The 25,221-nt window shown below is 47.1% G+C and carries 28 protein-coding genes and 3 pseudogenes; 10 read left to right on the top strand and 21 right to left on the bottom strand.

Features of this window, described 5'->3' with window-relative positions; genetic code table 11:
* Positions 1–189: 189 nt before the first annotated feature.
* Positions 190–582 carry a hypothetical protein gene (locus SAQUA_RS10375; RefSeq protein ID WP_380673242.1) on the bottom strand — a complete coding sequence of 131 codons (393 nt, stop codon included), beginning with the start codon at positions 580–582 and terminating at the stop codon, positions 190–192.
* An 839-nt stretch (positions 583–1,421) separates the two neighbouring features.
* Between SAQUA_RS10375 and SAQUA_RS10370 the strand changes: the two are divergent.
* A pseudogene (locus SAQUA_RS10370) lies at positions 1,422–1,562 on the top strand (IS3 family transposase); the annotation flags it as partial.
* Between the two features lie 173 nt (positions 1,563–1,735).
* On the opposite strand, the gene SAQUA_RS10365 reads toward SAQUA_RS10370, so the two are convergent.
* From SAQUA_RS10365 to SAQUA_RS10355, 3 genes and pseudogenes are all read right to left on the bottom strand, one after another.
* Complete coding sequence (locus tag SAQUA_RS10365) at positions 1,736–2,317, bottom strand: hypothetical protein (protein ID WP_380673240.1); 582 nt, start codon at positions 2,315–2,317, stop codon at positions 1,736–1,738.
* Between the two features lie 477 nt (positions 2,318–2,794).
* A pseudogene (locus SAQUA_RS10360) lies at positions 2,795–3,043 on the bottom strand (phage tail protein); the annotation flags it as partial.
* A 227-nt stretch (positions 3,044–3,270) separates the two neighbouring features.
* Positions 3,271–3,723, bottom strand: a complete 453-nt coding sequence (locus tag SAQUA_RS10355; RefSeq protein ID WP_380673238.1) for a hypothetical protein — start codon at positions 3,721–3,723, stop codon at positions 3,271–3,273.
* A gap of 538 nt (positions 3,724–4,261) precedes the next feature.
* Between SAQUA_RS10355 and SAQUA_RS10350 the strand changes: the two genes are divergently transcribed.
* From SAQUA_RS10350 to SAQUA_RS10325, 6 genes and pseudogenes are all read left to right on the top strand, one after another.
* Positions 4,262–4,720 (top strand): hypothetical protein, encoded by a 459-nt coding sequence (locus tag SAQUA_RS10350; protein WP_380673236.1) that lies wholly within the window; start codon positions 4,262–4,264, stop codon positions 4,718–4,720.
* A gap of 2 nt (positions 4,721–4,722) precedes the next feature.
* Positions 4,723–4,902, top strand: a complete 180-nt coding sequence (locus tag SAQUA_RS10345; RefSeq protein WP_380673234.1) for a hypothetical protein — start codon at positions 4,723–4,725, stop codon at positions 4,900–4,902.
* 137 nt (positions 4,903–5,039) lie between these two features.
* Complete coding sequence (locus SAQUA_RS10340; RefSeq protein ID WP_380673633.1) at positions 5,040–5,102, top strand: hypothetical protein; 63 nt, start codon at positions 5,040–5,042, stop codon at positions 5,100–5,102.
* A 122-nt stretch (positions 5,103–5,224) separates the two neighbouring features.
* Positions 5,225–6,297 (top strand): annotated as a pseudogene (locus SAQUA_RS10335) (tyrosine-type recombinase/integrase).
* 648 nt (positions 6,298–6,945) lie between these two features.
* Positions 6,946–7,734 (top strand): hypothetical protein, encoded by a 789-nt coding sequence (locus SAQUA_RS10330; RefSeq protein WP_380673232.1) that lies wholly within the window; start codon positions 6,946–6,948, stop codon positions 7,732–7,734.
* A gap of 485 nt (positions 7,735–8,219) precedes the next feature.
* Entirely contained in the window at positions 8,220–8,498 is a 279-nt protein-coding gene (locus tag SAQUA_RS10325; RefSeq protein ID WP_380673230.1) for a hypothetical protein, read from the top strand.
* A 267-nt stretch (positions 8,499–8,765) separates the two neighbouring features.
* Here SAQUA_RS10325 and SAQUA_RS10320 read toward each other — a convergent pair whose 3' ends face one another.
* A complete protein-coding gene (locus SAQUA_RS10320) occupies positions 8,766–9,878 on the bottom strand; it encodes a prophage tail fiber N-terminal domain-containing protein (RefSeq protein ID WP_380673228.1) in 1,113 nt (370 codons plus the stop codon).
* A 61-nt stretch (positions 9,879–9,939) separates the two neighbouring features.
* The gene (locus SAQUA_RS10315) at positions 9,940–13,296 is read right to left on the bottom strand and encodes a DUF1983 domain-containing protein (protein ID WP_380673226.1); all 3,357 of its coding nucleotides are present in this window, start codon (positions 13,294–13,296) and stop codon (positions 9,940–9,942) included.
* A 259-nt stretch (positions 13,297–13,555) separates the two neighbouring features.
* On the opposite strand from SAQUA_RS10315, the gene SAQUA_RS10310 reads away from it, so the two are divergent.
* Complete coding sequence (locus SAQUA_RS10310; protein ID WP_380673224.1) at positions 13,556–13,945, top strand: hypothetical protein; 390 nt, start codon at positions 13,556–13,558, stop codon at positions 13,943–13,945.
* Here the strand turns inward: SAQUA_RS10310 and SAQUA_RS10305 are convergent, their stop codons facing one another.
* Genes SAQUA_RS10305 through SAQUA_RS10290 form a run of 4 tightly spaced genes read right to left on the bottom strand, consistent with a single transcriptional unit; the run spans position 13,946 to position 16,384 of the window.
* Positions 13,946–14,566: a tail assembly protein gene (locus SAQUA_RS10305; protein WP_380673222.1), complete on the bottom strand. Its 621-nt coding sequence runs from the start codon at positions 14,564–14,566 to the stop codon at positions 13,946–13,948.
* Complete coding sequence (locus SAQUA_RS10300) at positions 14,563–15,276, bottom strand: C40 family peptidase (protein WP_380673220.1); 714 nt, start codon at positions 15,274–15,276, stop codon at positions 14,563–14,565. Before SAQUA_RS10300 ends, SAQUA_RS10305 begins: the two co-directional genes overlap by 4 nt.
* A 1-nt stretch (position 15,277) precedes the next feature.
* Entirely contained in the window at positions 15,278–16,033 is a 756-nt protein-coding gene (locus tag SAQUA_RS10295) for a phage minor tail protein L (protein WP_380673218.1), read from the bottom strand.
* Between the two features lie 9 nt (positions 16,034–16,042).
* Complete coding sequence (locus tag SAQUA_RS10290) at positions 16,043–16,384, bottom strand: phage tail protein (RefSeq protein ID WP_380673632.1); 342 nt, start codon at positions 16,382–16,384, stop codon at positions 16,043–16,045.
* 123 nt (positions 16,385–16,507) lie between these two features.
* Between SAQUA_RS10290 and SAQUA_RS10285 the strand changes: the two genes are divergently transcribed.
* Together SAQUA_RS10285 and SAQUA_RS10280 are read left to right on the top strand one after the other, a co-directional pair.
* On the top strand, positions 16,508–16,813 hold the full coding sequence (locus SAQUA_RS10285; protein WP_380673216.1) for a type II toxin-antitoxin system RelE/ParE family toxin: 306 nt from the start codon (positions 16,508–16,510) through the stop codon (positions 16,811–16,813).
* Positions 16,810–17,100 carry an addiction module antidote protein gene (locus SAQUA_RS10280; protein ID WP_380673214.1) on the top strand — a complete coding sequence of 97 codons (291 nt, stop codon included), beginning with the start codon at positions 16,810–16,812 and terminating at the stop codon, positions 17,098–17,100. The genes SAQUA_RS10285 and SAQUA_RS10280 overlap by 4 nt, the downstream gene beginning before the upstream one ends.
* A gap of 109 nt (positions 17,101–17,209) precedes the next feature.
* On the opposite strand, the gene SAQUA_RS10275 is transcribed toward SAQUA_RS10280, so the two are convergent.
* The 11 genes from SAQUA_RS10275 to SAQUA_RS10225 form a co-directional block, all read right to left on the bottom strand.
* The gene (locus SAQUA_RS10275; protein WP_380673213.1) at positions 17,210–17,512 is read right to left on the bottom strand and encodes a hypothetical protein; all 303 of its coding nucleotides are present in this window, start codon (positions 17,510–17,512) and stop codon (positions 17,210–17,212) included.
* A complete protein-coding gene (locus SAQUA_RS10270; protein WP_380673211.1) occupies positions 17,499–17,873 on the bottom strand; it encodes a DUF2545 family protein in 375 nt (124 codons plus the stop codon). Before SAQUA_RS10270 ends, SAQUA_RS10275 begins: the two co-directional genes overlap by 14 nt.
* Before the next feature lie 73 nt (positions 17,874–17,946).
* Positions 17,947–20,925 carry a phage tail tape measure protein gene (locus SAQUA_RS10265; RefSeq protein WP_380673209.1) on the bottom strand — a complete coding sequence of 993 codons (2,979 nt, stop codon included), beginning with the start codon at positions 20,923–20,925 and terminating at the stop codon, positions 17,947–17,949.
* 40 nt (positions 20,926–20,965) lie between these two features.
* Complete coding sequence (locus tag SAQUA_RS10260) at positions 20,966–21,157, bottom strand: DUF1799 domain-containing protein (RefSeq protein WP_404413183.1); 192 nt, start codon at positions 21,155–21,157, stop codon at positions 20,966–20,968.
* Positions 21,158–21,267: 110 nt separating this feature from the next.
* Positions 21,268–21,621, bottom strand: coding sequence for a phage tail assembly chaperone (locus SAQUA_RS10255; RefSeq protein WP_380673207.1), 354 nt, complete (start codon positions 21,619–21,621; stop codon positions 21,268–21,270).
* Between the two features lie 44 nt (positions 21,622–21,665).
* Positions 21,666–22,322, bottom strand: coding sequence for a phage tail protein (locus tag SAQUA_RS10250; protein ID WP_380673205.1), 657 nt, complete (start codon positions 22,320–22,322; stop codon positions 21,666–21,668).
* A gap of 41 nt (positions 22,323–22,363) precedes the next feature.
* Positions 22,364–22,777 carry a DUF4128 domain-containing protein gene (locus tag SAQUA_RS10245; protein ID WP_380673203.1) on the bottom strand — a complete coding sequence of 138 codons (414 nt, stop codon included), beginning with the start codon at positions 22,775–22,777 and terminating at the stop codon, positions 22,364–22,366.
* Positions 22,774–23,361, bottom strand: coding sequence for a hypothetical protein (locus SAQUA_RS10240; protein ID WP_380673201.1), 588 nt, complete (start codon positions 23,359–23,361; stop codon positions 22,774–22,776). Before SAQUA_RS10240 ends, SAQUA_RS10245 begins: the two co-directional genes overlap by 4 nt.
* 1 nt (position 23,362) lies before the next feature.
* Entirely contained in the window at positions 23,363–23,713 is a 351-nt protein-coding gene (locus SAQUA_RS10235; protein ID WP_380673199.1) for a hypothetical protein, read from the bottom strand.
* A 10-nt stretch (positions 23,714–23,723) separates the two neighbouring features.
* Entirely contained in the window at positions 23,724–24,206 is a 483-nt protein-coding gene (locus SAQUA_RS10230) for a DnaT-like ssDNA-binding protein (RefSeq protein ID WP_380673197.1), read from the bottom strand.
* Positions 24,207–24,244: 38 nt separating this feature from the next.
* Positions 24,245–25,213, bottom strand: coding sequence for a major capsid protein (locus SAQUA_RS10225; protein WP_380673195.1), 969 nt, complete (start codon positions 25,211–25,213; stop codon positions 24,245–24,247).
* Between the last annotated feature and the right edge of the window lie 8 nt (positions 25,214–25,221).

Here is a 25,221-nt window from a genome sequence, read left to right as displayed (position 1 = left end):
ACATGCGAGGCCTCTATTTAATACAGGATTTCTCAACTGCAAACTAGCTTATACTCAAAATAATTCGGGTTGCTTGTAGGTGGCAAGCTTGCGAAGCCCCAGGAGCATAGATAACTATGTGACTGGGGTGAGTAAGCGCAGCCAACACCCAAGCAACTTGAAGTATGAAGGGTATAGGTTTTAATTGAGTTATCTACTCCAAGATGACACAACACCATTCTTGTCAAAGTGTACCGCTAAAGAATCACGACCTTTTTTGTCTTCTGTCGCATTTTTTGTGACTGATGCTGCCTGAGACGCACCAGATACAGGAACTAACGATCCCGCTGCGCTCAGTAAATCAAACCCACTTTTACCGTAATAATACCAAGTCTCAGTACCATCTGAAGATAATGCTACATTATCGGGATCTGGCTGACCAAAATTACGTATCACATCGTTCTTGGTGGTTTTGCCAACAATAAGATTTTTCGTAACATGCTCCCTCGTAAACTTGTCTTGGTTTCCACCAACAGTGTACGAAGAACAGCCTAGCAGAGAGAAGGATATAACGCCCAACAAAAGAAGAGAACGCTTATTCATGCTTTAAGTTCCATTTAAAATGCGATTTCAAGTAAACAATAGCGTTGTTAACATCTTTTGTAAACGGGTGCATTGATAAATTGTGCTGCCACCTGCAAATCCGATGAGCCGAACATTTTTCAGCCACAATCAACAAATTGATAAATAAATATATTTTAAATTTTCACCTGTTCACACATGAGTAAAGTGGAAATTTGCAAGGCTAGCAAACGATGCTTTAAACACAATTTTCCTTTATTATCAATAAGTAAACTACAATACCACTTCGGTTTGGACTATCAACGGATTTAATACTGTGAAAGATTTGCAAAAGAAGGAGCTGACCCCCCTTCGTTTTGAACACGTTTAGCGAAGCAAAGAAAGGTGTCCTTCTGGTTCGCATATGAAACATCTCGAAGGCGGTATTTAAACTTATTGACGATTTTTCCCCAGAACTCCGTTCAGGATTATCTTCCTGATCGATACATGGCTTAGTTCCATACTCTACCCAATAAGCAAATTCTGAATACTGTTTAAATATCAGGCAGCATGTTGATTAAATTTAGAACTGCGATGTGATTTCAGATTTCAGCGAAATACAAGGAAGGGAACACCGCATGAAAAAATGATTATTGTTTTTATAGATAGTCCAAGGTTTACCGCCAGTAGCGGGAACGGGAGAAACTTTCGGTTCCAATTTTTCAAAGCCTTCAATCAATTAAACTCCTTTGTTGCTAATATTCATTGGATCCCCCTTGTTTTCCTGTCTGCGATGTATTTAATAAATTTGCCAAAATACTTGATCCCAAGAAATCCAATAATGACGCTGGCAAGGTAGGCCAATCGGAATTCAGCCCCATCATTCGGTGAAGGTGGAATGTATCCATGGCGAGCACTTTGCCCACTGGGAAATAATGCGAACGGCCGTGTTTGATTATATCGCGTGTGATTACAATCACTGGCGTCGCCACAGTGCTTGTGGTGGCCTCAGTCCAGAATAGTTTTAAAACCAGAACCTCGCTTTGCCGTGTGTCCATTGTTTGTGGGTAAGATCACGATGTCATTTGCATATGGGACATATATTCTAAAAATTGAAACGCCATTATGAGTAACAGCCTAATATCGGTTACTCACAAAAATCATATGCTTACTTATTAAATAACCAAGGTTAATATTATGGCGTAAAGCATTTGTCTTCCATGAACTCAAGAAGTTCATCCTTATTCTCCAATATACGCTTAGGAGCGTTTCGTAGAATTTTTTCTTTACTGTCACTTCTTATAAAGAACAGGGTAGAGCCTGAAAAGTAGGATGGCGTGATAAGGTAAATATAAACGTCTTCGTTGTACAACTCTATATATTTAGTACCGAAAATTGTTTTTCCCTCAGTTATGACCGCATATTTTTTTACCAATGCAAATCTGCCCACGCTGAAACCGTCTTCGTTAAATTTCAGTTGCAATGCAACCAAATCTTTATTTTCATCAAATAGTACAGAAACTTTCTCGAGATCTTCAGGGACTATATCCTTACGCACCTCTTCGCTTAAGTTAGGCATTTCTTGGTAAATGTTACCTTTCAGCGCTTTATTAAAACCTACCTTTACTGATGTAGGATGCGTTTTTTTGAACGTATCTTCCGTTGTTTCTCCAAACTTCACCGTAATTGTGCCCGTCTTGGCCGCACCTGCATCATGACAAGATAGAAAACTTAACAATGAGAACAAAAATAGGCTTAGTATGAATTTGGCACCCACAGTCGCATCCTATGAAGACTTAGATTAATCTTGAAATTATTGAATATAAAACAATCATAACGCAATGCTTTTGGGGAAATTTTTAATGCCTGTATTGCCAACATAGAAAATTAGATTTCCACAGTAGCATAACTGCACTTTTTCATCAGGTAGGGGCATGTGGGACGATGGGTGAAGGAGAATTCTCAGTCTGAGGGCTATGGGCATGATCAATTAGGAAAGAAAGTTTCTTGCTGCGCCCCTCTCCCGATGTTCTCCAAACCTAAACGTACATCACGAAACCGGTACGGGGCAGCGCTTACTATGTAGTGGCAGTTTTCAGGATTTCAACTGGCGGCATCCGCACTACCTGAAGCGGCTAATGAACACCTAATAAATTCCAACTTTGCTGTTTGCCGCCTGAGCTCTAAGATGCATAACACGTTGTAAGCGTCTCCCTTATTGATTTCTTCCGCTAAAAGCATGAATAGCTGAGATTAACCCCGTCTCGCCATATGGCGGCGTCCAGATGAATGATTTCGTGGTATGACGACGGATGAACGCCATTATCGGAAGCATTTCAGCTCTCTAGCCGGAGAACAACAGCGGCCAGCTCTGAGTTTCAATATTGAGCCCATTACCTGAAACCTGCTTGCAGCCGTCGCCGAACTGCGCGGAACGCACGCACTGTTCATAGCTACCCTCAGGCTGCCCCTGAGTACGCCGAGTGAAAGTTTCTATTGCCATGTTTTCAAAAACCCGCTCAATGGCGGGTTTGGTTTCATAAAATCTGTAATTCAGGCTAATAGCATTGATATTTTTGCCGCGAAATCGTCCTTGTGTTCCACTATCCATCCGTTACGCCGAGCCAGTGCCACAAAAGTCTCCCAATTCGCCACAATCATAGCCTTGATAATCGGGGCCACAACGCCAATTAAAAAGTCCACCTAAGTGGTCTACATGGCTTCATTTACTTACTTTATTTTACTCTTTAGATCTTCAATATCAGATGCGGGGTAAGAAAGCTTGGTCCCATTCAGCATATCAATGGTGACTGGGACGCCAGACCATACTAAACCATGTATGTAATCTTTCCCTTCTTTAGTTTCAGGAATTATTATTCCATCACCGCTCACACAATAGCCAAGCATTTTAACCTTTTTATCGTTGATCACATAAAAACCAATTGGGTGCACTCCCCTAGCCTCACCATCGTTGTAACAGATTGTCTCAGGAATTCCAGGCCCTCGCTTGTCGATAATAGCAACAACTTCTCTATTTTCATTCCCAAGCATTATCTCAACGGGGGTATTAGGGTCTGAATTTCGCAGCACAGGAATGCTGTTGTCGATCATTGTCCATTTTTCTAAATTTGATGCAGTGACAGTTAACGGCGCGATTAATAGTGCTATTAGGACGTACTTCATCACTTAACTCCTTGTGTAGTTGAATCATCTGATTCTATATTTTCGTATAACCACTTGTCCACACGAATAAAAGCGGCTAAAGGCCACTTGAATTGGCAGTTTTCCTACTCTAAAACCTATTTACTCACTTGCTTTAAGTAAACTCTAATGAAGTCATCACGCACCCCGCTTGGGAGCGGTATTTTTACATTTTCGATATCGTCGCTATATCTAGTTATGATATCTCTCGGATGCACCCCATAGTTGATTTTTTTAAGTTTTTCCATTATTGCGACTATAATCTCATGATTAATTTCAAAGCCTCTACGGTCGATAGTTTTTCCGTCAGCAACTGCGTCATGTATGACCGTTCAGATTTTCGCTCTTCTCCCTGCTAATCCCCGTTATCGATGTAAACATTGACTTGCGGCATTTGGCTGTCACGGCTTTGCGCCCCAGACTGAGTAATGGCAACCGCCGTGAAACCAACCCGCCGTTTGCGTAACCCAGGACCGTGGCACGTTCACTGGCCTCGGTATCACCGCGCATCAGGGCATATATGATTGATGAACTCGAACTACGTAACGAAAAAGAAATCAATCCCGAAACAACCGCTACACGGGTAAGTGTCAGCCAGTTGGCAGACACGCCACCAGCACCCCCTCACCAAAGCAGCACGCCTTCTGTAGATAGTGGTGGAATTGCGGCTGAAATCCAGGCAACCATTGAACAGGCCAAAGATACCGAGAAGACCAAGGCGATCCGGGAGCAAGTTGAAGACTTGAAACAGAAATTAGGTATTACCGATTATACTGAACTTAAAAATAATGTGGTGAAACGTCACCGGCAGATCCTTGCGGCTTCCACTATCAGCACTCAGTTAGATGATTGCCGTTCTTATGAAGACTTTACTGATATCGAAGCCCTGGTTCGTCGCTCTGAGCGTGATTTAAGCGCTGACGATCTCGAACGTTTCCAGATCATACTCGATGATATGCGCCCTGAGTTTAAGGAGTGAATATGCTGATCGGCTTCATTTTGCTAGTAAGCGCTTGTGGTTACGACCATTGCGAAGCGCTTCCGGTTTCAGAACGGATTTACCCAACAAAAGCTGAATGCGAAAAGATGATTGACGCAATCCAGCGTCTACGTCCCAAAGCCGTATTGTTTTGTGGCGACGTTTACAGACCTGAAAACTGATTTTTGAATATCAAAACGCAACTTAGGCTATGGTTAAGATCTTGGCCGGTTGTGTGTAGGAGCATGACTAATGGCTAAATTTCTGTCGTTAGAAGAATGGGGGCAATGAAGCGTATTCGGTAGAAACACGACCTTCGATTAAGACACTCCAGCGGTGGGCCAGGAACGGCAACATCTACCCTGCCCCTGAGACACGGTAGGCGATAACGCGTTAAACCCGATGTGATCTATATCAATCCTAACGATCTAGCTCTCGGCAAGAAAATCAAAGATGCACAGAGCGCGGAGCCAGCACGAGCCGCGTTCATGGAAAAGGTAATCAATGACACAGCGAAGGGAAGGGTATGACACGAAGTTACCCAAAAACCTGACCTATCGCCGCAAAGGTAAATCCTTCTATTGGCGCAATCCTGTCACGAAGAAGGAAATTTCACTGGGGCCAATCTCACGAAGGGATGCGATTGCACAGGCTATCGAGGCCAATCATTACATCGAACAGAATTATTCCCCGGTGTTGTTGCTGGAAAAAATCAAGGGCACCCACGAATACACCTTAAATGCGTGGCTTGAGCGATACGATGTCATTTTTAAACGCCGTAAGCTGGCTGAGAATACCTACAAAGTTCGCAAAGGACAGATCGCCATTATCAGCGAGAAGATGGGGGATATGGTGTTATCAAAGATTACAACCCGGCAGATTGCCGAATTCCTCGAATTCTGGGTAGTGCAGGATAAACAGCAACCATGCGTTCCGTACTCTCTGACGTGTTTCGCGAGGCTATTGTAGAAGGTCATATCGAGAGCAACCCCGTTACCCCAACGCGTTCTGCCAAGCTGGTTGTTAAACGCGAACGGCTGGAACTAGAACAGTACATTGCCATTCGTGAAGCAACCAATACTTTACCCTCATGGTTTGGTCTTTCGATGGATCTGGCGCTGGTAACTAGCCAAAGGCGCGAGGACATCGCGCTTATCCGTTTCGACCACGTTGTTAATGGTCGTCTACAGATCAATCAGGGAAAAACGGGGGCAATGATCTCCGTACCTCTCGATCTGGAATTGCGAGTATTGGGACTGAAATTAGGATCCGTGATTGATCGGTGCCGCACGGCTAGTACCACAAATTTCATGATCAGTGCCGGCATCAGAAAAAATAGCCCTGATGGTTCGCTTAACCCCGATAGTTTAACCAAGAAATTTGTAGCAGCCAGGAAAAAGGCAGGGATTACTTTTGAGGATTCTCCGCCGACATTCCATGAGATCCGAAGCCTTGCGGGACGACTGTATGAGAAGGAAAGAGGTAAGGAGTTTGCGATGAAACTGTTGGGGCACAAATCGGTGAAAATGACCGATAAGTATCTCGATACGAGGGGGAAAGAATACGTGATGTTGTAAAAGACCGAATATCAAAATTCGAGTAAAATTCGAGTAAATTCGAGTTTTTAGAAATTTTACCTTTAAAATCAACAACATAAAAAAAGACCGAATACGAATCCTTTATGCGTTTTTAAGACAAAAAATCATTTACATTCAATTGGTTAAGCTTAAAACCCATCAAAAAACACCTCTCAACACCTTCTATTTAAATCCATAAAATTCATATAGTTATAAGAGTTTTCGTTTTTATTCGGGAAAATTTCGGTCGTGTACGCGCAAAAATCAGCATGTTTTCCATGCCCGTTCATCATTACTTTCACTTGCATCCCAACATTTGGCCCTTCGATTTTGACAGTAAAGTGCGTGAAGCTGACATAACAGACATTAAGGCCGAATTGTCTTAATAAGCAAACTTAAGTCCACAGTCAGCGAAATAGAAGGAGTGAGTGTTCGGCGCAGACGGGCAGGCTGCTGCAGAAAGGTGGAAAGCTCTAGTCCAGAGGGACCGGACAGTAACAGTTGCCTGACGTAGTGCGAAGCATGAGAGTCTGCCCGAATTCCCAATGAATAAAGTTGCAGGGCACACTGATATCCTTATCGAAAATCTGGTATTTTTTTGCAGATGTGGACTGAAAGCTTTATCAACAGCAACCTAGGGAGATTCCCATGAGCGACAAGGATTATTCACTTTTTTATTTTGCAACCATTGATCGACCTTACTTCCTCGACAAGCACAATTTCTATGTTGCTGAGGCTAGAAAACGTCTCTTTGCCCAGTTTAGCGATTCTGACCTTGAAGTTGAAGCCCAGCAGAAAGAACAAGATTACTATATGGAAGCAGGTAAGCGCTTTAACCCCGATTATGACGATGAAGGTGCTATCAGGGAACAGGCTCATGATGAAGGCATTTCACACTGGCTTGCTCTCAGCGACATGAAAAATACGGTTTCACTTGCTCTGACAGCAGGAATGTTTCATCAGTTCGATAAGGAACTCCGCGAGAAGTGTATCCGTGAATTCAGCCACTGGCTCGACCATGAATCTGTAAAATCAATGTTCTGGGACATCGGTTTCCCAAGGCTAATTGAAATTCTTGAATGGATTGGGATGAACATAGCCGGCAAGGCTTATTACGAAAAAATCGATATCTGTCGCCAGGTTGTCAATGTTTATAAGCATGGTGATGGTCATGCTCATCGGGAGCTTTCTGCCGCACATCCTGAGTATTATCACAATATCAACATTCCAGGAGGCTACAGGTTTCGCTTGTGTCATGAGCAACTTGAGGTCACAGAGACGCAGTTCATAGAGTTTGCGGATGCGATTACAGCTTTCTGGAATGATATCCCAATACACTGTATGCGATCAGCTATTAGGGAAGAACCAGAATGGATAAATGGCGAATATCTCAAGCATGAGAAGAAAGCTAAAAAGCTTCAGGATCAGAATCTCTGACAATAGCACTGCAGACGCGGCATCCGACATTCAGGCATTTGCCTACAACGTCTTTTAGCTACCTAACCGGAACTGAAATGGTTTCATTTAACTTTAAGTGCCCTATTGGTGACTACTCTATAAACAAAGTTAAGCAGGGCCGGCCCCTGCTTGCTTCAATTAATTCGAAAATACATAAGCATCCTGCAAAAGGCTTTGTATGACAAATCTTCAATCAACTACCTTTGTTAGCCCACACCTCGTTAATAATACATCGCGATGTTAGTAACTCCTTCACTAGTTGCGAGAACAATTGCCAACTTCCGCTTCTCGCCCTGCGGACCGTTTGCTTGCGGCTTTCAAGAATGCTACGGTAAAGTGAGGGATTGGGACAGTTGTATGCCATTGAAAAAAGTTGTTGGCTTGAAAATGTACCAAAATCATCCCTTCACTAGGGTAAGATGGCAATCTTTAATACAAAAGGTATGGTTAAAATGAGACCTACAATGGCTATCGTATATTTCGCTGATGATTACAACCACACACAAAAGGAAGTTGTAGTTTTTGAGGAATCACATATGCAGCCAGCACCAAAAGGCAAGGAAGGTATTTGGGAATATTTCGATGTGCATGAGCCCTTGAATGATGTTCATCGCTATGGTGTTGATGAACATGGACTTCTTTATTCATTCGGAAATTCAGGCATATATCGATGTTCTAATATAGCATGCAAGATAGACGGCGACTGGTATAATCGAGAAACACGTTATAAAAATAAGCCATAAATATCGTTAGAAATGAAATTTTCATGGTAAAACTCTACACTATTTTTATACCGTATAAATGTGTGGGATGGCAGGCGGAAGACGAATTTTCTCGGTGAATGATATGGATATGATCGATAAGGAAAGAAAGTTTCTTGCTGCTGCCCCTCCCGATGTTCCCCAACCCTAAACGAACATCACGAAGCCGGTACGGGGCAGCGCTTACTATGTAGTGGCGGTTTTCAGGATTCAACTGGCTGGGATTTCTCCCGACCATTCAACATTAGCCTAAGCCTTTTTCAACAAGCCAGCCTCCCGCATTACCGCCAGAATTTTGTTAAGGGTTTCGACCTGCGTCGCGGCCGTAGCGTCAGGAATGCTCTGCAAGTTTTTGACCCGCACCGACGCCAGCTCACGCCAATCCAAGTCAGATGGCAGATCTGCGGTTCCTGGGTTTTTCTTATCCACGTTTGTAAATGCCCTGCCGTCTTTATCAACAGCAATGACAACACCACCAAATACGCCTTGCATAGGTCTGGCTGAAGGGTTTTTAAGACTTATGACAATACCCTCGTTATTCGTGGGCGTTGTTTTAGGGTTTGGCTTGTTTTTCGTACCGTCGGGTGCTTCGTAGTACCATATTGTACTGACCCCGGTAGCAGGTTTGTGTACGTTGAGGCCAGCCTGATTGAAGTTTTTTTGCTGTACTCCTACAGCGTCGAAGGTATTCAAATCTAAAGGCCTACTCCACCGATTCCAGCCACCGTTGCTACGGACACGCACCCAAGGACCAGGCTCCGCCTCATTGAGAGATGCCAGAAGCGATTGTGTGACAGCCCCCCTTGAATCAACTGATACGCTTAACTGAATTTCAGAACCAGCACCAACACCATAAGGGTAGTTCATATTGTACGAACCTTGCGTAGTTACACCACCAGGAACAATATAAATCCCAGCCGTCATTACGGTATTCAAATCTGTGGTGGCTGGCAGTCGTTTAATACCCCCCTCCCCCATTTTTTTAATCGCCTCGGCGACCTTTTTTTCACTGCCCTTAGCTGCTGCCGCCGATTGGGCGGCTTCCGTACGATAAGTATTTACCGTATTAACTATCTCAGGTGTTAATTCATCTTCCGTCGGTACAATAAGGAAATCATTCAATGTGCCATTAGCTGAGTCTGGTAATACTTTGATATCACCTACATCACCTAAAGTGGATACATTTACCGTATACTCCCCGGGAGACACTGTCATCGAGTACTTACCATTAGCGTCTGTCGCTGTAGATGAGCTGTTAGACACTAATACTTTGGCACTTGTTGCTTTCGCTCGCATTGTAATAACCACATTGGGTTGAATATCACCAAATGGGCCGCGCATCACGTCGCTGATCACTGCCATATTTTTACTCTCCAATAAAAAACCCGCTCATCTGGCGGGTAGGATTGCTGACCAAGTAAAATTAACGAATATTGTTATTTGCTTTAAAGAGATACATTTCTGTTAGATAAGTTATGAACATGCCCGTGGTCCCTGTCCAATTGTCAAATGTAAATGTTACCGGCAAGTCCCGATTGTCTGCCGGCAGGGTGAAGGTTCTATGCCCAATATTGATATCGCTATTTCTATTGGTTTCATTTACATCCCACTGCGCAAGAATATAATCGCCCCACCGGAGGGTTACACGGTTTACGTACTCAGAATACAATATAAGATGGTTGGGTATCATCAATGTTTTTGCAAAGTTCCCGCCTCTTATCCAGCAAAACTCATATCGTACACCTGGAGCAAAATTGACGTACTCCATACCCCATTTTTTTATTGGGCTAATGGATATTACGTCCCCTTCCAAGTTTTCGGCGTAAACCGTCCCTCTGAAATAACCATCCCCCCCCTCGATCCTTCCACTAAAAGTACCGCTCGTAGCTTCCACATGCCCACGAACAGTGACATTATTAAATACTGCCCCTCCATTTTTGTTTATCGCCCACCCAGTTTTAGCATTCCAATCGTAGTTTTCGGATTGAATATAATTTCCAATTTTTGCATTGGTAATCGACCCGTTTTTTATGAATGCTGAATTCATGAAAACCTGGCCGCCATCGACAGCAAACGGAACGGATACCCCTGAAGCTGAACCGTCTATAGAATTTAAAATCGCGAATCGATTTGCGTTTACCAGCACCTGGCTTTGCATTCCTTGCGGCGTGTTCTCAACCCCGACACCTATACCGGCGAGATATTGCTTACCGTCTACGGTTTTACCCACTTTGACAGACCACATATCCTGAAGCTTGCTGGCGTCTTCAACCGGTCCCAACAAATCCTTGCCGAGCTGCGTTTGCGTGATTTCACCCTTCAAGTAATCCAGTATTTCACTCGCATCACTGCTTGAGGCTCCCTGTATCCACGCTGTCCACGGCCCCGCATTACCTAATCGATCTACCAAACGTGCCTGGAACCAGAAATTGGCACCAGCCGCTAGCCCTGTCATGGTATGGGTGCGTTGTGGGTATGCATAATCACCCAAATGCATTTTCCCGCTGCCATCCGAATTGCGGCTATACCAGATTTCAGTCCGCTGCGTATCCTCAGCACCAGGGGGAAACGCCCAACTCAGAACAATGCCAAACACCTGGCCAGTTGTTGTAAAACTTGCCAATGCTGGCGGGTTACCGGCCTTGCCGGATAACTCAGTTTCCGGTGCATTAGCCCAAATGCTTGAAACTTCAGCGGCATTTATAGCGCGTACTCGCGCCTGATAGCGGCCGGCATAAATCCCCTGCACTTCAAACCCAAGTGCCGAAGTACGGGGGGCAGATATCCAATTGCCGTTATCACGCCGCCATTCCGCTTCATATGCGATAGCGTTCTCCGTGTTGTCCCAAGACACGCGAAGCGTAGCAACAGAAAGTCCCTGAATGATGGCTGAACTCCCGCTGATCCTGACGTTCTTCGGCGGTGCCTGAACGCCTGGCGGGATCACAGAGATTGGGCGCTCATCCAATCGAGCGCCAGTATCGATCGCATCGTATTTATCTGGGTTATGCCAGATGGCGGTTATCGTAAATGTGCCATCATCATTATCAGTGACGCTAGACACGCGATATTGCTGCACGGCAACGTCACTGGCATCAACAGACCAGATCGCCTCAGCTTGCGGCTGCATACTGTAATTTGTATTGAGCGTGACATATTGCCCATTAGCCACCGTAACCGTACGAGCTTGGGAGCTGCCGTTTGGCAGACTGACGATCAGCCGGTCACCGGGTGATATATCAGCAATACGATCCAGTTTTAATGTTCTACCGTTAACTTCAGAGATCCTTCCACCAAGCGCACGCCCAGATAACATTTGATCGGCAACACTGATTATGTGGCCAGGCTTCGGAATGTGACCGTCTAGACCAGCCGAAAACGCCACTGTACGGTCATTGGCATTTGTCAAAAGCACCCAACGCCCGCGCCGGTTAGCTTCTGTCTGCCGCGTGCAGCCAATTGCCGAAATTTCAGTCTGGTTGATCCCATAACGCTGCACCAGCTCATCTTCCATGACTGATTCAACGTTGTCTTGATAGTGATTGTCAGGGTTTGACCAGCTCACCATGGCCGTCGAGTAACGATCCCTCTGGCTTCCCCCTTGATAGTGAAATTTCCCATCAATGACGTTGCCTCGGGTATATGGGTAAACAATATCCCGCGGCATATCAGCAATGACGTAAACCTGATTATTCGCCCAATATGTCATTCCTCTGAATATGGAAGCCAGATCACGTAGAACGGTGAATGCCTCATTCTGTGATTGAATGTAAACGTCACAAAGGAAACGGGGTTCTGTTCCTGTCCCTCCACGGCCATCTGGCACCAACTGATCGCAATACTGCGCGATTCGATACAGTTCAACCTCATCAACCTGCGAGGCATCCAGCCGGTCGCCAAGACCAAATCGCTTATTCAGCAAAATGTCATAAAATACCCAGGCCGGATTGTTGGAATAGGCCCACTTAAAACTGCCATCCCATGTACCGTTGTAAGCGCGGGTAACGGGATCATAGGTCGTTGGCACGCGGATAACCCGGCCTTTGGGTTTGCAACTGATCCGGGGTATGCCCTGGAATTGTTTAGCATCGAACGAGACGTAAAGCAGTGCCGTATTGGGATACCGCAGTTTCGCGTCTATCACTTCTGTAATGGCTTCAATATTCATCACATCCGCAACGTTAGATGTTGTTGAATCTGGCGTGATCCTGCGCAAGCGGACCTGCCAGCCAGTAGTAGCTTTTGGAAGATTTATCCTGTGGGTGCGTTCATAGTGAGACGTAGTTTTTCCATCGACGGCGCTATTCAGTATGGTTTGGTAGGCTCCGCCGTCTGTAGAAATATCGATAGCGTACTCAACTCGCGTACCAACGCGATCACCGTTATCCAATAGCTTCACCAGCGTTTGCCAACCGATGCGGAGTCTGACGGCCGATAGCTGTGTATTGTTTACCGCTCTTACCCATGGCTGATTAACTTTCACCGGGATCCCGATAGAAATTTCATTTTCAGCCCCCGGAATACCCGGAATATAGTTTTGCATCTGAGTACCGGGCCGAAATTCCCATTCAACACCGGGAAAATTAAGCGTGCCATCAGGAGACATAACGGGTGTGTCATTGAGGAAAATATTTTGCCCATCGAGACCACCTGCAAACTCCCCCTCACCCAGCGCCAATAGAATTTTTGCTCTGGCAATTGATTGGATACTGTCTGGTGACTCCGTAGGAGTATGCCCACTATCACCACCGCCCTTGCGGCCTTGAATAACATCTCTCATGATTTCACCAATAAAATAGGCACGCCGAAGCGAACCAGAAAGATTACTGTTTAAATTTCAGGATTTACTGATGGGTGGAATTGAACGTATTTTCGATACCATGAATTTCTTTAGCGGAAAAACCTGAAGTAACCTGAGATTTTCAGTGTTAGATACACGGAAAAAATGGGGAGAGAAAAACACCCCCAATAAAAAATGCATTCTTTTATAACTTCGCAATGAGAAACAAAAAAACTTATCATACTCATAAGGGCCTCACATGGATGTAAGCTTGGTAATTTCTTCCCTATCTCTGGTTGTTTCAGTAACGGCAATAGTCGCTACTTACTTTATCAACCGAAAGGTTGACTCTGATAATACAAAAAGAAAGGAGTTCAATGAGTTAGCCGAGCCAATCATTGAATATCTGGAACAGATGGAGGTCTACTGGCGTAGTGATGGTAATTACGTTTTCTCAGCCATGTACTGGGAGCCCAGGGTTGCAAAAATAAAGCGACGCCTTACGACCAGACAGGCAAAGAAACTTGATGGCCTGATCAGGCAGTTTAACGAAGCATTCAATACGGCAAGCACCCATCAGGATGCAATGACTTGCGCTGTATTGGTTAAATGCTCAGAAAGGCTGCGTAATTACCTGAAAGTGAGGTGATCATTGTTGATCTTCAGTATAAATACCCGCAGAGATAACTGCCCCACCGATCTCGCGTGTTCCGTACAACACACCAACAGGATTCCCCTGAGCAATAGAATTAATTGGGCCACCGAAAGCGTATGAAGGTTTATTTTCGGCGTTCTGACTGATCGACAGGCCGCCTGGTTGCGGGGATAGCATCTGAACAACGCCCCCCAACACCATCGAGCCGCCAATCAGTGCCGCCGTTCCCCATCCACCAGCGGCAGCAAAACCAGCCCCAAGTCCTATTGCCGCGCCACCGGTAGCAATAGTGGCCGCAGCAATGAGCGCCACCCCCAATATCGTTTGAAAAAGGCCACCGCGCTTGCTGCCAATGACGACAGGCACAATGTGAATATCTTCGGTCCCTTTTGTCATGTCGATCTCTTCTTCAGCGACGTTCTTTTTCCCGACGAACACGGCAAAAGTGAGCCCTTTTTGGTTGGCCTCATTCATAAAACGCTCAAAGCCTGGAAACTGCCCTTTCAATGCTCTTATCGCATGGGGAACGTCTCGAGCACGGTATGTGAATTCTTTGGCAAATTTTTTACCGAGGATGCCGCTAAGTCTTATTTTCCTGATGGGTGCAGTGTTCATTCAAAAAACTCCTTATAGCGCAGGATTTTCACCGTTCGCTCCTGATAATAACCACCGTAGGGGATCCGCTGGCTTAACTGCCCGTATAGATGATGCAGAAGCATGTTGCCCTCCAGCAGTATCCCGGCATGGTTCGGTACCGGAGCCGATATCTGCATGATTACCACGTCGCCCGGCTCCGGTGGTCCGTAAAACTCGCGGAATCCGCATTCATGCCAGTTGTCCATATACAGATTTTCGCCATCCTCCCACCAGTGCCGGTCAACGCTGTAGTTCGGCAAGATGATGCCGTGCTGCTGGCGGTAGTAATCCATGATGAGTGACCAGCAATCAGCATGACCAAGCACGAACTGTCGCCCCTCAAGCGGTCGGTCGCCACGCGGGTAAATCGTCCTGATATCACCTTCCGGCCAGGATGCGATAACCCACGGCAGTTCTGTTACGTCACACTGCAGTAAATCCAACTCACTCGGCTGTGTTGTGGCCCCATCGCCAGTATGACTGTGCACCACGGCCACGATTTTTCCCCAATCCTCAGCCGCTGCATAATCGGCAGGATCCAGTTCAAAATGCTCGGTCGGCTCCGTCGATTGATTACCACAGGGAAAATAGCGCTCGGCACGTCCTTTTTGAACGACGACTCCGCAACATTCTTCCGGAAATGACTTCTCGGCATGCGCCAAAATTGTCTTGATGGTTTTTTGCCGCATATTACCTCCGGATCAAAGCCGAGCCGGGAAAACCACCAAAATCCAGTTCGCTGTTTTCCCCAAACCGCTTTTTACAGTCAGTCAGCAACCCTGAGCACTGATCTTTGCTCGGATCGTCCACTTGCTTACCTTTCTTATCAAACCAGCCATTTTGCCCTGCATAGCCACATCCATCGCCAGTTTTGTACAGGCCACGCATGCACCATGTGCAGAGCGAGGTGATCTGGCGGGTTGGAATACGTAACCCTTGCAGATCCATCGGACTGGATAACGTAAACTCGATAGCCTCGTTGTCCTCGGCGCTTTTGCTATCGACATAGAAAACCTGTTTGAACTCCTGCTGTGGATCTGCCTTGGGATTTCCACCAGCAAAATTGCGCGCATCAAGGTAATGAACAAAGGTGTCGTGAATGGTGACTTTCGCTTGGAGCATGTCGTCAAATCGCAAACACAGCGCAGTGATCACGCCATCGAGGTTTGCAACGGATAATTTTGGCGTGGCGCTGGCACCGTCGCTGGATGACGCCAGCCCACTTATCTCGTAGGGATAAGCGCCGTATTCTTTCCCTTGCCACCATATGCTTCTGGGCTTGAGTTTGGACTCATCGCCACCCGATGTAACAATCTCAGTTGGCGTATGAGGAATAGTTTCATTGTGAAAGCGCAGAACATCGGCACCAAATTTAGTGCCATCAACTTCGATCAATCGGATTGTGTCACCGGGTTCAAGTTTTTGAACGTCGTTCGTGATTGCCATTCTGACTCCTTAGGGCACAAATGCCTGCTCAAAGATGGCTGATATGGCCACGACAGTGCCGCCAACCGGCATCGCTCGGATAGAATCAGCGACAACCCGATATAGTCCCTTCTCGCCATATGGCGGCGTCCAGATGAATGATTTCGTGGTGTGACGACGGACGAACGCCAGTATCGGGAGGATTTCAGCTCTCTGGCCGGAGAACGACAGCGGCCAGCTCTGGGTTTCAATATTGAGTCCGTTGCCTGAAACCTGCTTGTAGCCGTCGCCGAACTGCGCGGAACGCACGCGCTGCGCATAGCTACCCTCTGGCTGCCCCTGAGTGCGCCAGGTGAAAGTTTCTATTGCCATGTTTTCTCCAGACGTAAAAAAACCGGCGCGGTGGCCGGTTGGTGTTTTGGAATAAATGCCGCCTATTGGCGAACGAAAGCTATGCAACTTGATCATGTGTAGCCCTTAGGCTACATTATCCATATGAAAGAAATCATCCGAAGTGAGACATTCTCTAATTGGCTGACAGCATTGAAAGATGCCCGAGCGCGGGCGCGTATATTAATGCGTATTGACCGTATGAAGGAAGGTAACTTTGGTGATTCAGAGCCAATTGGTGACGGACTAAGCGAGGCCAGAATACACTACGGACCCGGTTATCGAGTCTACTTCATGCATCAAGGAAACCAGATTGTAGTATTGCTGTGTGGTGGTGATAAAACTACTCAGTCCAAAGACATCAAGCAGGCTAAGCGCATCGCTCAGGCCTGGAAAGAGGCGAGCAAATGACAGAGCAATTCTCACAATGGGATCCTGCCGAATACCTTAAAACTGAGGAAGATATGGCAGAGTATCTCAACGCATGTATCGACGAGGCTGGTGATGATCCAGCGTTTATCGCAAAAGCGCTTGGTAACATTGCCAAGGCTCGCGGGATGACTCAGGTTGCAAAAGATGCTGGGGTATCACGCGAAAGCCTTTACCGCGCCTTATCAGGTAATGGCAACCCTGAGTTCGGTACAATTCTTAAAGTGGTGAGAGCGCTTGGCTTACGCCTTCATTCCACCACAGCGTGAGTCACTATTGCGCGATACTGTATGATACTAACTACTTGACCCCAATCATGCTCATTGCTCAAACGAGCCGCCAAATCTTGGTGGCTTACATCTTTTTATGGACTTACAATTACCCTTTATCCTCCATTTCCTTCAACGCTGCGGCCTCCTTCAAGAGATCTTCGCAGTCATTTTTCACTACATTCATTTTACAACCAAGGCTTAAATTTCCTGTTGTGAACGCTGCATTAATCGCTATCTTGACTACTTTCTCACACCTTTCCCTTGCATTATTTTCAATAGGTACGTCCACACATGCGGCTCGCGGAGCTTCTTTGAATGGGAATGGCTCTGCATTAGATGCGCTTATTGGGGTAATAATTAAAAAAAAACTGCAGCAGGTGTTATAAGTCTCTTCATTATGCGACTCCATTAGTATTGCTTAAATCACTGGCGCAATGCTTACATTTAATCGCCTCTTTTCTTACAGACTCTGCACAAAATGGGCATTTCTTGTATTCGCCAGACTCACCATGAAGAACGGCGCGCTTTTCTGAAGTTGCCGTGGAGAATGCAACTATAATACCAATAACTGGTGACAGAAAAGCAGCCAATCCCGCCATCATTCCATTTCCATGCGTGATATTTGATGTTAGTACCACAAGCCCGAATGCTACCGCGCAGATAATAATTAAGTATAAAAAACCAATACCAACGCCATTACGCTTACCAGCAACAATGCTCGCCAAAATTGCGGTTACACCAAACAACAAAAACCCAAAAATTGGTTCCATTCCCTTACTCCGCAAGAAACAAGTGGCAATATCCTATCACCACTTGCCTTGCAATAAATAAGCGAAAAGTGGCTTACTTTCCTCGCCCTATCTTGTAATCAATAAAATTATTGATACTCCCTGATTGCCCCATCGCCTTTTCCAGCCGCTCTGAAACTATCCCAATAACTTCATTCCTGATCGCCTTGCTTACCAACTCACTATTTCCGGTGTTTTGCGGTTGTTGTTGACCGCCACCCTGTGTAACGATTGTCATACCGCTCATATCAACGGTAACGCCACCTCCCCGAAGCCCATACATCGGAGCGGCACCAGTAATCGTACTTCCAACTAATCCTCCATTGGCGTAGCCTTGTGCGCTATGCATCAGGGCATACAGGTTTCCAACACCTAGCTGCCGCGTAGCCTCCTTTGTGAAAACAAACTCATCCTTATGTACGATCCCCGCAGGTTCATACTTTCCACCCGGACCGGTATAACCTCCGCCGTCAAACTTTAGACCACTGTATGCCCCGCCACTAAATGCATTATTTGCCGTTCCACTGCTGGCGCCAGCACTAGCGCCTGCACTAATCCAACCCATCGCCGTTTGTACCATATAGGCCACCAGCAACTTATTGATGACATCAACGATCATCTTGAGGATTGAGGTCGTAAAATTACGGAAGGAAGCGGTACCCGTGGTTGTGAGGCTGGTAAGCATATCTGACATGCCAGAAAGCGTTGTGCTAGCGATATTCGACATCGAGGAATACACGTTGGTAGCAGAATCCAGGTATTCCGACCATCCTTTCTCAGCACCTAAAAGCCATTCACCTCGCAAACGATCTTCTTCTGCATAGAAATCCTTCAACGCCTTGAGTTGGTCTTGATAACCCTTGTCGTTTAAGTCTCCACCTTGGTTTTGCCAGCCTTGGCGTAACTGAGCTTCCTCTAACCTGCGTTGTGCTTCTCTGCTACTCAATCCGGCACTTTCGCGAATTGCATCCCGTTTCTCGCGCATTTGGATAGCGTATTTAGTCGACGCATCTTGCAGTTTGTTTAGGCGTTCCTGTTGTACAACCTGATCGCCAATAACAGCCAAGCGCTCTTTACTGGCGAGTACAGCATCCTTGCTGGCCAGTAGCGATTTTTCCTGCGCTGATAGTTGGCGGGTAGCTGCGGACTGCTCCAGTACCGTAAACTGCGCTTGGGCATTTTGCAGATCTCTACGCTGTTGGCTGATTTTATCGTTCAGCCCGGTATGTTGGCGCAGGACCTCAAGTTGAGCCTGAAGCGCTAGGAGATCGGCCTGGGCAGCGTCTTCCGCCTTATCACCTGCAGGAGTTTGGTATTTGGCCCCTTTTGCTTTTTTAGGATCTTTATAGTGTTCGTCAATGCGAGCATTCAACTTATTCGCTCGTTCTTGGGTGATATATCCTTTTTGTAATTGCTCATTGACCTCTTTATGAAGCTTCAAACGCTTCTCAGCATTTGTCTCCATGGTTTTTTCAAGAGCACCTATCTTCTCAAGGCCTTCTATTCTCGCCTCGGCCGCTTGCTGCAGTGCACCAGATAGATCAGCCTGCAAATCCCCTGTAATACTTTTCAGTACGTCGCCCAACGCCCCCTCTTTCGCGTATTGATTGGGGATTGATGAATTCAGAACAGCACGAGCCTTTGCTAATCTTGCGACTGGGTCATCACGCCCAATACCGAGCATTTTATCCCAGGCCCATGATGCAGCATGCCCAAGTCCATACCATGCTGATTCTAATAACCCAAGATTATCCTTAATCTCTTTAGCTCTGGCGTTAGTGACCTCCGCGAGTGCTTTTTCTGCAATCTCCTGCGCTTTCAATGTATTGCCAGCCTCGACCTGGGCGGCGATTTGATCGTAAACGCTCGACGTTAAGAAATGATATTGATTATTTAGAGCCACAACAGCTTTGAGCGGATCCCCCTGAAGAGATTTGAACTGTTGTACTGTTTTATCAATAGATTGACCGGTTGCACGCTCCATATTGATTGCAGCGGTTGAAATCAACGTTAATTGTGCGGCAGTGTACTCACCGGATGAATTAAGCGCAGCAAGCACTTGGGCTGATTTACTGACGATGCCGTTTGTCGCCTCAGCGGTACGCCCAGCCATAATCGCCATTCGGTCAGCAGTTAAGCCGGCATAGTTCCCGGTCATAATGATAGATCTGGTGAACTCTCGGCCTTCCGCTGCCCCTTTTTCATAAGCAACCGCAAGTCCCACAATAGATGCGGTGATACCACCAACAACCCCAGCGATTCCCAATCCGCGCAGAGTCATCATTTGTTCAAGTAACCCAGAGCGATTCGCTAACGTAATCCCGGAACTACGCAGCGCCCCAAGATTACCTCGAGCCAGTTCACCGAGCATTACGCCCAATTCACGGCGGGCCGCAGCCGATTGAAGACTGAAGGCATGGGTTTCGTTTTTCGCTGCGGCTATTTTCCTGATGTAAACGTCAGCGGAGGAACTGACGCCAAGCTGCGCAGCTCGATAACGGAGTAACTCTTCGCGGGAAAGACGCTGTGTTGCAACCTGGTCTTTAAGTTTTTGGATAAAAATACTTTTAGCTGCAGCAGACACCTCCTCAGCCTTTGTCAGTTCGCGCATTTTTTCTGATGCGTGACTGACCAGCGTCAGATAATCGTTCTGAGTGATATTGCCTGCAGCTCGCGCGGTTCTTATTTGTGCCTGAATAGCGTTAAGCTCTTGGGTACCTGTACCCAACTTTTTTACCCGATCAATCTGGCGGAAATATGACTCTGTAAGCTGATCCTGCACGCGGTTCGATGCTGAAACCGTCGTCTGCGTCTCGCGCAGTCTGCGGTTGTACTCTTCTACCCGCTTATGCGTCTCCGCGACTTCCTGAGCAATCTCTTTTGATACTTTTGCAGTTTCCTTTCCAGATGCGTTAAAACCATCTGCTGCACCCGCTGCGCCAGTGGCTCTTTGCTGGAACTTATCCAGCTCATTACTTCCTCGCTGCAGTTCATTGGTATCAACACGCAGGGAAATAGATGCAATGTCTGTCATGCCTTGCTCCATGCAAAAGCCGGAAGGTTCCGGCTGACAGTTATTTTTTGTGGATAAGGGAAAGCGCGGCGGCTTCCATTACCCTGATATCACTTAACGCGGTTGCCTCGCCCTCGACACCGTAAAGCTTCATTACCCAAGGTAAACAGTTGTAATCCAACCCGGTAACGCCACTCATGCCAGTTCGCCACTGTGTGGCCATAGCGCGGAAAACTTCAAACACCGGCCACACATCTGGCCAAACCTCTACCGGGTCTGGTTCAACATCCTCAGGGGTTAGCCCAAATGCGGCCAGTTCCTCTGGCTCGGGTTCAGGCGTATAGAATGCCGAGGCAACCGCTGTCAGTTTTTTTCGCGCAGTGCCATCAGTTCACGGGTATAGGCCATCGCGATCGCATCAAACGCGCGCGGATAGTTCTCCAGCAGAACCAAGACGTTCTCTTTGGTGAATTTGTCCGGCAGCGCCCAGGCCTTAGCAATTTCAAGCACGAAATCCACCAGCGGTGCATTACTGCGTTCGCCACCTTCGGCCTGTTTTTCCGTTGCCTCACGCAGGGTATTTTCCAGCACTTCAAGTTCGGTGCGAGTTTTATGCTTAAACGTAAACGTCAATACACCATCCTCAGCACCGGCACGTGGGATCGCCACATCAACTTTAAAAGTCGGGTTCGGGATCAAAGTAAATTTCGCAGTCATAGAGATACCTGTTATTGAAGTCAGCTCGAGCAACATCACCGAGCTTATTTATCTTTGTAAAACGTCATGGTCCGAGATTGCACGGCAAGTGAAACTTGCACCGTTTCAACCGCATTTACGGCAGTGGTCGGCTGTGGGTCGAAGGACAAAATGGCCGACCAATAGCGCGTTTCCTGGGCTTTCGGAACGTACATGTAAAATGGCAACGTGTTCCCGGACCGATCCCCGGACAGCAGAACGCTATAAACAGGTAGCGTGGATTCATGCGCAAAGGTAAACGTCTGTGTTTTGGCTGCGCGGAATGTCGCAAGATTTCGTTGACGATCATCCTCCAAGAACTGGATTTGCACGTATTGCTGATCACCACCAGAGGCGGCTACCTCAGTAATTTGCGGGATCTGCGTCCATTCAGTGATTTTTATCAGTGATCCAGTACCACTGCCCGTTGGAAAATAATGGGTATCTGAGGTATCGAGTGCCCCGATGGTGACCGAGGTTGTCGTGGCAGTAGTAACCTTGGCAACCAGGTTGTCCAACAGACTCCAACCGGATTTGATTAAAACAATATCGTTAGCTGATAACGTTCCCCCGCTTACAGTGAATACAGCCCCTTTGGCGTTGCTGACAGCGGTAGTCGTCAACGCGGCGGCCATTTTGGAGCCAACAAATACTGTGGCGCCATTGGGTAATGCAAAGCCCATAGGGATCTCCAATTTTGGACGTAAAAAAACCGCCGCAGCGGTCAGTTTGTGGTGATGTCAGCGCGGTAACTCATGCTGACGGGTATCACGTAGCGGGTATCTGATGGGATACCCCGGTAAACAGTGGGAGGCGTGTGGATATAACAGGTTAGGTTTCCTTCGGTCAGTGCCAGCCCAACGGGAAACAGTGCAGCGATTTGATCGGCTAATTCCCTGGCTGGGTCAGTGCCATTACCGGCAGGTGCAACAACATTAACTTGCCAAACACCTGGTAAAACATGCAGTGATTCGGCCAGATCGATTGTCGTTGTCGTCGCAGGCATAGCATAGGCTTGCAGATACATACCTTCCGGGGGATCCATTGCGAGGTTTTCCCAGGCGACAGGGATATTGTGCGAATCTGCCCATTCCCCCAAACGGGCCTCAAGCAGTGCGGCTATGTGGGTATGACTCAAGGTTCAATCTCCGATAAAGCGGCGTTAAAATGCCGTTGGAAATCCGCAGCAGTAATACGCACCATGCCGCCCGGCGCTTGTTTAGAATGTCCAAACTCCAGCCGGTATGCATAGGGAACGTTATTCACGAAGTAAATGGCCTGCATCCCAACGCGGAACTGCTCAATAACGATATTTCCGGCGGCTATGGTTGCATTACCGGATTTATCGATCCGCCCCGATTCACCCTCTGCAGGTGAATCGAAGGACACTTGCCAGTTACCTTTAAACCGCCCTCCGGTATAGCCTGGCGGGGCTTTGATATCCATGCTGTCGGAAACCCGAGCACGTTTTTTCAGCCTACCGGTAGGAGTGAGGTTGTCAGGATCCTGCCGTTGTGCCTCGTTGTGGTCAAAAACAGCCTGGTTATAGGCAACTGCTGTGCTATTTACCGCCCAGAGTTCTGGATTACCGACGGGGGACATATGTACTAATTGAGCCAGAATGCGGATGCTGGCCCCGCGCACGACTTTTGCTTGGTTAGCCTTGGCTTTGCTGACAAACGCGGTTATCGCCTGGACAAAAGCATCATTTTCAGGCGGCATATCACGCCCTCAATTGTGCTCGGTAGCAGATCAGGATAGGGCCGGGTTTGACGGGGTGAGGATGCACAACGCGGTATTTTTTGCCGTCTACCTCGATCCGGTCATCAATGCGGATTTCGGTTTCACAGGTGGCCACCAGCAACACATCACCGCTTTGGATCAGTGAACCGTCAATTTCACCCGGTTTGAATTCGGCTCTTACGCCGATAACAATGCCGCGCTCCTCAGGCTCACGAACCTCTTTACCGGCAACCCGGCTTACAGTGCCGCCACGGGTAAACGGGTATTCCGCACCGTTAGCCTTCAACGTGCGGGTTGTCCTTTCCTGTGTGGCTTGATAGTCAATAGCCATTTGCTCGTCCTCAGGTTCTCGTTGCTATAGCATTAATGGCGAAACCACCGCTTACAACCAGTCCATTCAGCAAAGCCATTACTGCTGGGTATGTCTGTTTGAATGCCTCCCCGTCTGCTATAGCAAATACAGTGGTTACCGCCCCTTCGACACGTTCTGATTTAATCGGGGCTGATCTGCTGGCCTCCTGTAAATCGCCTTTCTGAGCCTCAATCGCAAGCATGCATTGCGCTGTAATAAGCTGCGGAGGGATAACATCGTTTGGATAGCTGAAACCGTCGAAATAGATCCCAGAGCGAGGCCAGGCTAGCGGTTGTCCGGCTTTGGCTCGTCGCCCTTTCCAAGTGATACCACTCAAAAAATCCATCGCTTTGATCAGTAAAGCCTCAGCGTTGTCTGGATGGCTAATGCCTCGTTTCGTCACGAAAGTTTCAAGATCTTTCACCGATGCATAACTGTTGAATTCTGGCGATGTTGGATTGGTGACTAACATTCCCCCTCCAAAAGAAAAGGGGCAAAAGCCCCACTTGATTATTTGGTCTTGGCGTCAGGTGCCGAAGATGAAAGTTTAATCATCACACCGGCTGTCACTTTGTTGCTGGTTGCGTGTTTTTTCCAGTTTGCAGGCGTTCCAATTTTGGTTAAATCAGGGTTTGCACCGCCTTTAGATTCAACCCAGCTATATCCCAGCATATCAATGTTTACGGTGCCCTCGGCACGATACCCAATCGCCAAGTTTTCCTCGTCATTGACCTCAAAGGAGCGGAAACCGGGCGCTTGTGATTCAGTTATGGCAATCGCATTTGGCAGCAATCCCAGGATCACATCAATCGGCGCAGTGTCGGTTACCAATACAGGCTTACCTAATGTGCCGGGTAAACCGCCGTACACCACCACCCCCGCTTCTTCATAAATTTTGTTGGTAATAGCTTCATCTACAATGTCGAAGTAGCTGGCAGAGTGCATCACAAACAGACTAATGCGACCAAACTTATCACCGTATTTGCGCATGCCCTTGGTCAGCGTCTTTTTACCATCTGTAGCAATGCTGGCTGTGACAACCATATCGGTATTGGCACCAATGGCTGCAGTCAATGCCTGGATGGCGTATTTGATGAAACCTTCCAAGGTAGCGTCAGCAACATCGGCACCGACCACCTCCGAGAACTCTGAAACATCACGACCACGACGCTTGAATGCTTCCTCAGTAGTCTGATAGGGCCCATACTTCCACGGTGCTTTAACGCCAACGGATTCTCCGGCACCGATCTTCTTACTGGAGACTTTCTCTGTGGAATTCACATCGCGATGTTCGATGCTGCCTGCCAATTGATAAAAAGCGCGCTTTCTGAAATCACCTTCAATCAGTTCGTTATCAAGTACGATCGCACCGTTAGACGATGCGTTGAATATCTCTAAATTGTCCTGGCGACGTTCCAGGTAGGCGGTTTGAGCCAGATCGTTGTAGATGATCAGGTCGTTATTAACTGTAGAGCCCATAGTTAAGG

Source organism: Serratia aquatilis (genome assembly GCF_044865145.1).
GTDB classification, from domain to species: domain Bacteria; phylum Pseudomonadota; class Gammaproteobacteria; order Enterobacterales; family Enterobacteriaceae; genus Chania; species Chania aquatilis.
The sequence above is the reverse complement of the archived record's forward strand: the minus strand, read 5'-3'. Positions and strand labels throughout refer to the sequence as shown.

What these genes read in the sequence shown, in the direction of transcription:
- SAQUA_RS10375 (WP_380673242.1), bottom strand. Translation starts at nt 582, where the DNA reads ATGAATAAGCGTTCTCTTCTTTTGTTGGGCGTTATATCCTTCTCTCTG.
- SAQUA_RS10355 (WP_380673238.1), bottom strand. Translation starts at nt 3,723, where the DNA reads ATGAAGTACGTCCTAATAGCACTATTAATCGCGCCGTTAACTGTCACT.
- SAQUA_RS10350 (WP_380673236.1), top strand. Translation starts at nt 4,262, where the DNA reads ATGATTGATGAACTCGAACTACGTAACGAAAAAGAAATCAATCCCGAA.
- SAQUA_RS10345 (WP_380673234.1), top strand. Translation starts at nt 4,723, where the DNA reads ATGCTGATCGGCTTCATTTTGCTAGTAAGCGCTTGTGGTTACGACCAT.
- SAQUA_RS10330 (WP_380673232.1), top strand. Translation starts at nt 6,946, where the DNA reads ATGAGCGACAAGGATTATTCACTTTTTTATTTTGCAACCATTGATCGA.
- SAQUA_RS10325 (WP_380673230.1), top strand. Translation starts at nt 8,220, where the DNA reads ATGGCTATCGTATATTTCGCTGATGATTACAACCACACACAAAAGGAA.
- SAQUA_RS10320 (WP_380673228.1), bottom strand. Translation starts at nt 9,878, where the DNA reads ATGGCAGTGATCAGCGACGTGATGCGCGGCCCATTTGGTGATATTCAA.
- SAQUA_RS10315 (WP_380673226.1), bottom strand. Translation starts at nt 13,296, where the DNA reads ATGAGAGATGTTATTCAAGGCCGCAAGGGCGGTGGTGATAGTGGGCAT.
- SAQUA_RS10310 (WP_380673224.1), top strand. Translation starts at nt 13,556, where the DNA reads ATGGATGTAAGCTTGGTAATTTCTTCCCTATCTCTGGTTGTTTCAGTA.
- SAQUA_RS10305 (WP_380673222.1), bottom strand. Translation starts at nt 14,566, where the DNA reads ATGAACACTGCACCCATCAGGAAAATAAGACTTAGCGGCATCCTCGGT.
- SAQUA_RS10300 (WP_380673220.1), bottom strand. Translation starts at nt 15,276, where the DNA reads ATGCGGCAAAAAACCATCAAGACAATTTTGGCGCATGCCGAGAAGTCA.
- SAQUA_RS10295 (WP_380673218.1), bottom strand. Translation starts at nt 16,033, where the DNA reads ATGGCAATCACGAACGACGTTCAAAAACTTGAACCCGGTGACACAATC.
- SAQUA_RS10290 (WP_380673632.1), bottom strand. Translation starts at nt 16,384, where the DNA reads ATGGCAATAGAAACTTTCACCTGGCGCACTCAGGGGCAGCCAGAGGGT.
- SAQUA_RS10285 (WP_380673216.1), top strand. Translation starts at nt 16,508, where the DNA reads ATGAAAGAAATCATCCGAAGTGAGACATTCTCTAATTGGCTGACAGCA.
- SAQUA_RS10280 (WP_380673214.1), top strand. Translation starts at nt 16,810, where the DNA reads ATGACAGAGCAATTCTCACAATGGGATCCTGCCGAATACCTTAAAACT.
- SAQUA_RS10275 (WP_380673213.1), bottom strand. Translation starts at nt 17,512, where the DNA reads ATGGAGTCGCATAATGAAGAGACTTATAACACCTGCTGCAGTTTTTTT.
- SAQUA_RS10270 (WP_380673211.1), bottom strand. Translation starts at nt 17,873, where the DNA reads ATGGAACCAATTTTTGGGTTTTTGTTGTTTGGTGTAACCGCAATTTTG.
- SAQUA_RS10265 (WP_380673209.1), bottom strand. Translation starts at nt 20,925, where the DNA reads ATGACAGACATTGCATCTATTTCCCTGCGTGTTGATACCAATGAACTG.
- SAQUA_RS10255 (WP_380673207.1), bottom strand. Translation starts at nt 21,621, where the DNA reads ATGACTGCGAAATTTACTTTGATCCCGAACCCGACTTTTAAAGTTGAT.
- SAQUA_RS10250 (WP_380673205.1), bottom strand. Translation starts at nt 22,322, where the DNA reads ATGGGCTTTGCATTACCCAATGGCGCCACAGTATTTGTTGGCTCCAAA.
- SAQUA_RS10240 (WP_380673201.1), bottom strand. Translation starts at nt 23,361, where the DNA reads ATGCCGCCTGAAAATGATGCTTTTGTCCAGGCGATAACCGCGTTTGTC.
- SAQUA_RS10235 (WP_380673199.1), bottom strand. Translation starts at nt 23,713, where the DNA reads ATGGCTATTGACTATCAAGCCACACAGGAAAGGACAACCCGCACGTTG.
- SAQUA_RS10230 (WP_380673197.1), bottom strand. Translation starts at nt 24,206, where the DNA reads ATGTTAGTCACCAATCCAACATCGCCAGAATTCAACAGTTATGCATCG.
- SAQUA_RS10225 (WP_380673195.1), bottom strand. Translation starts at nt 25,213, where the DNA reads ATGGGCTCTACAGTTAATAACGACCTGATCATCTACAACGATCTGGCT.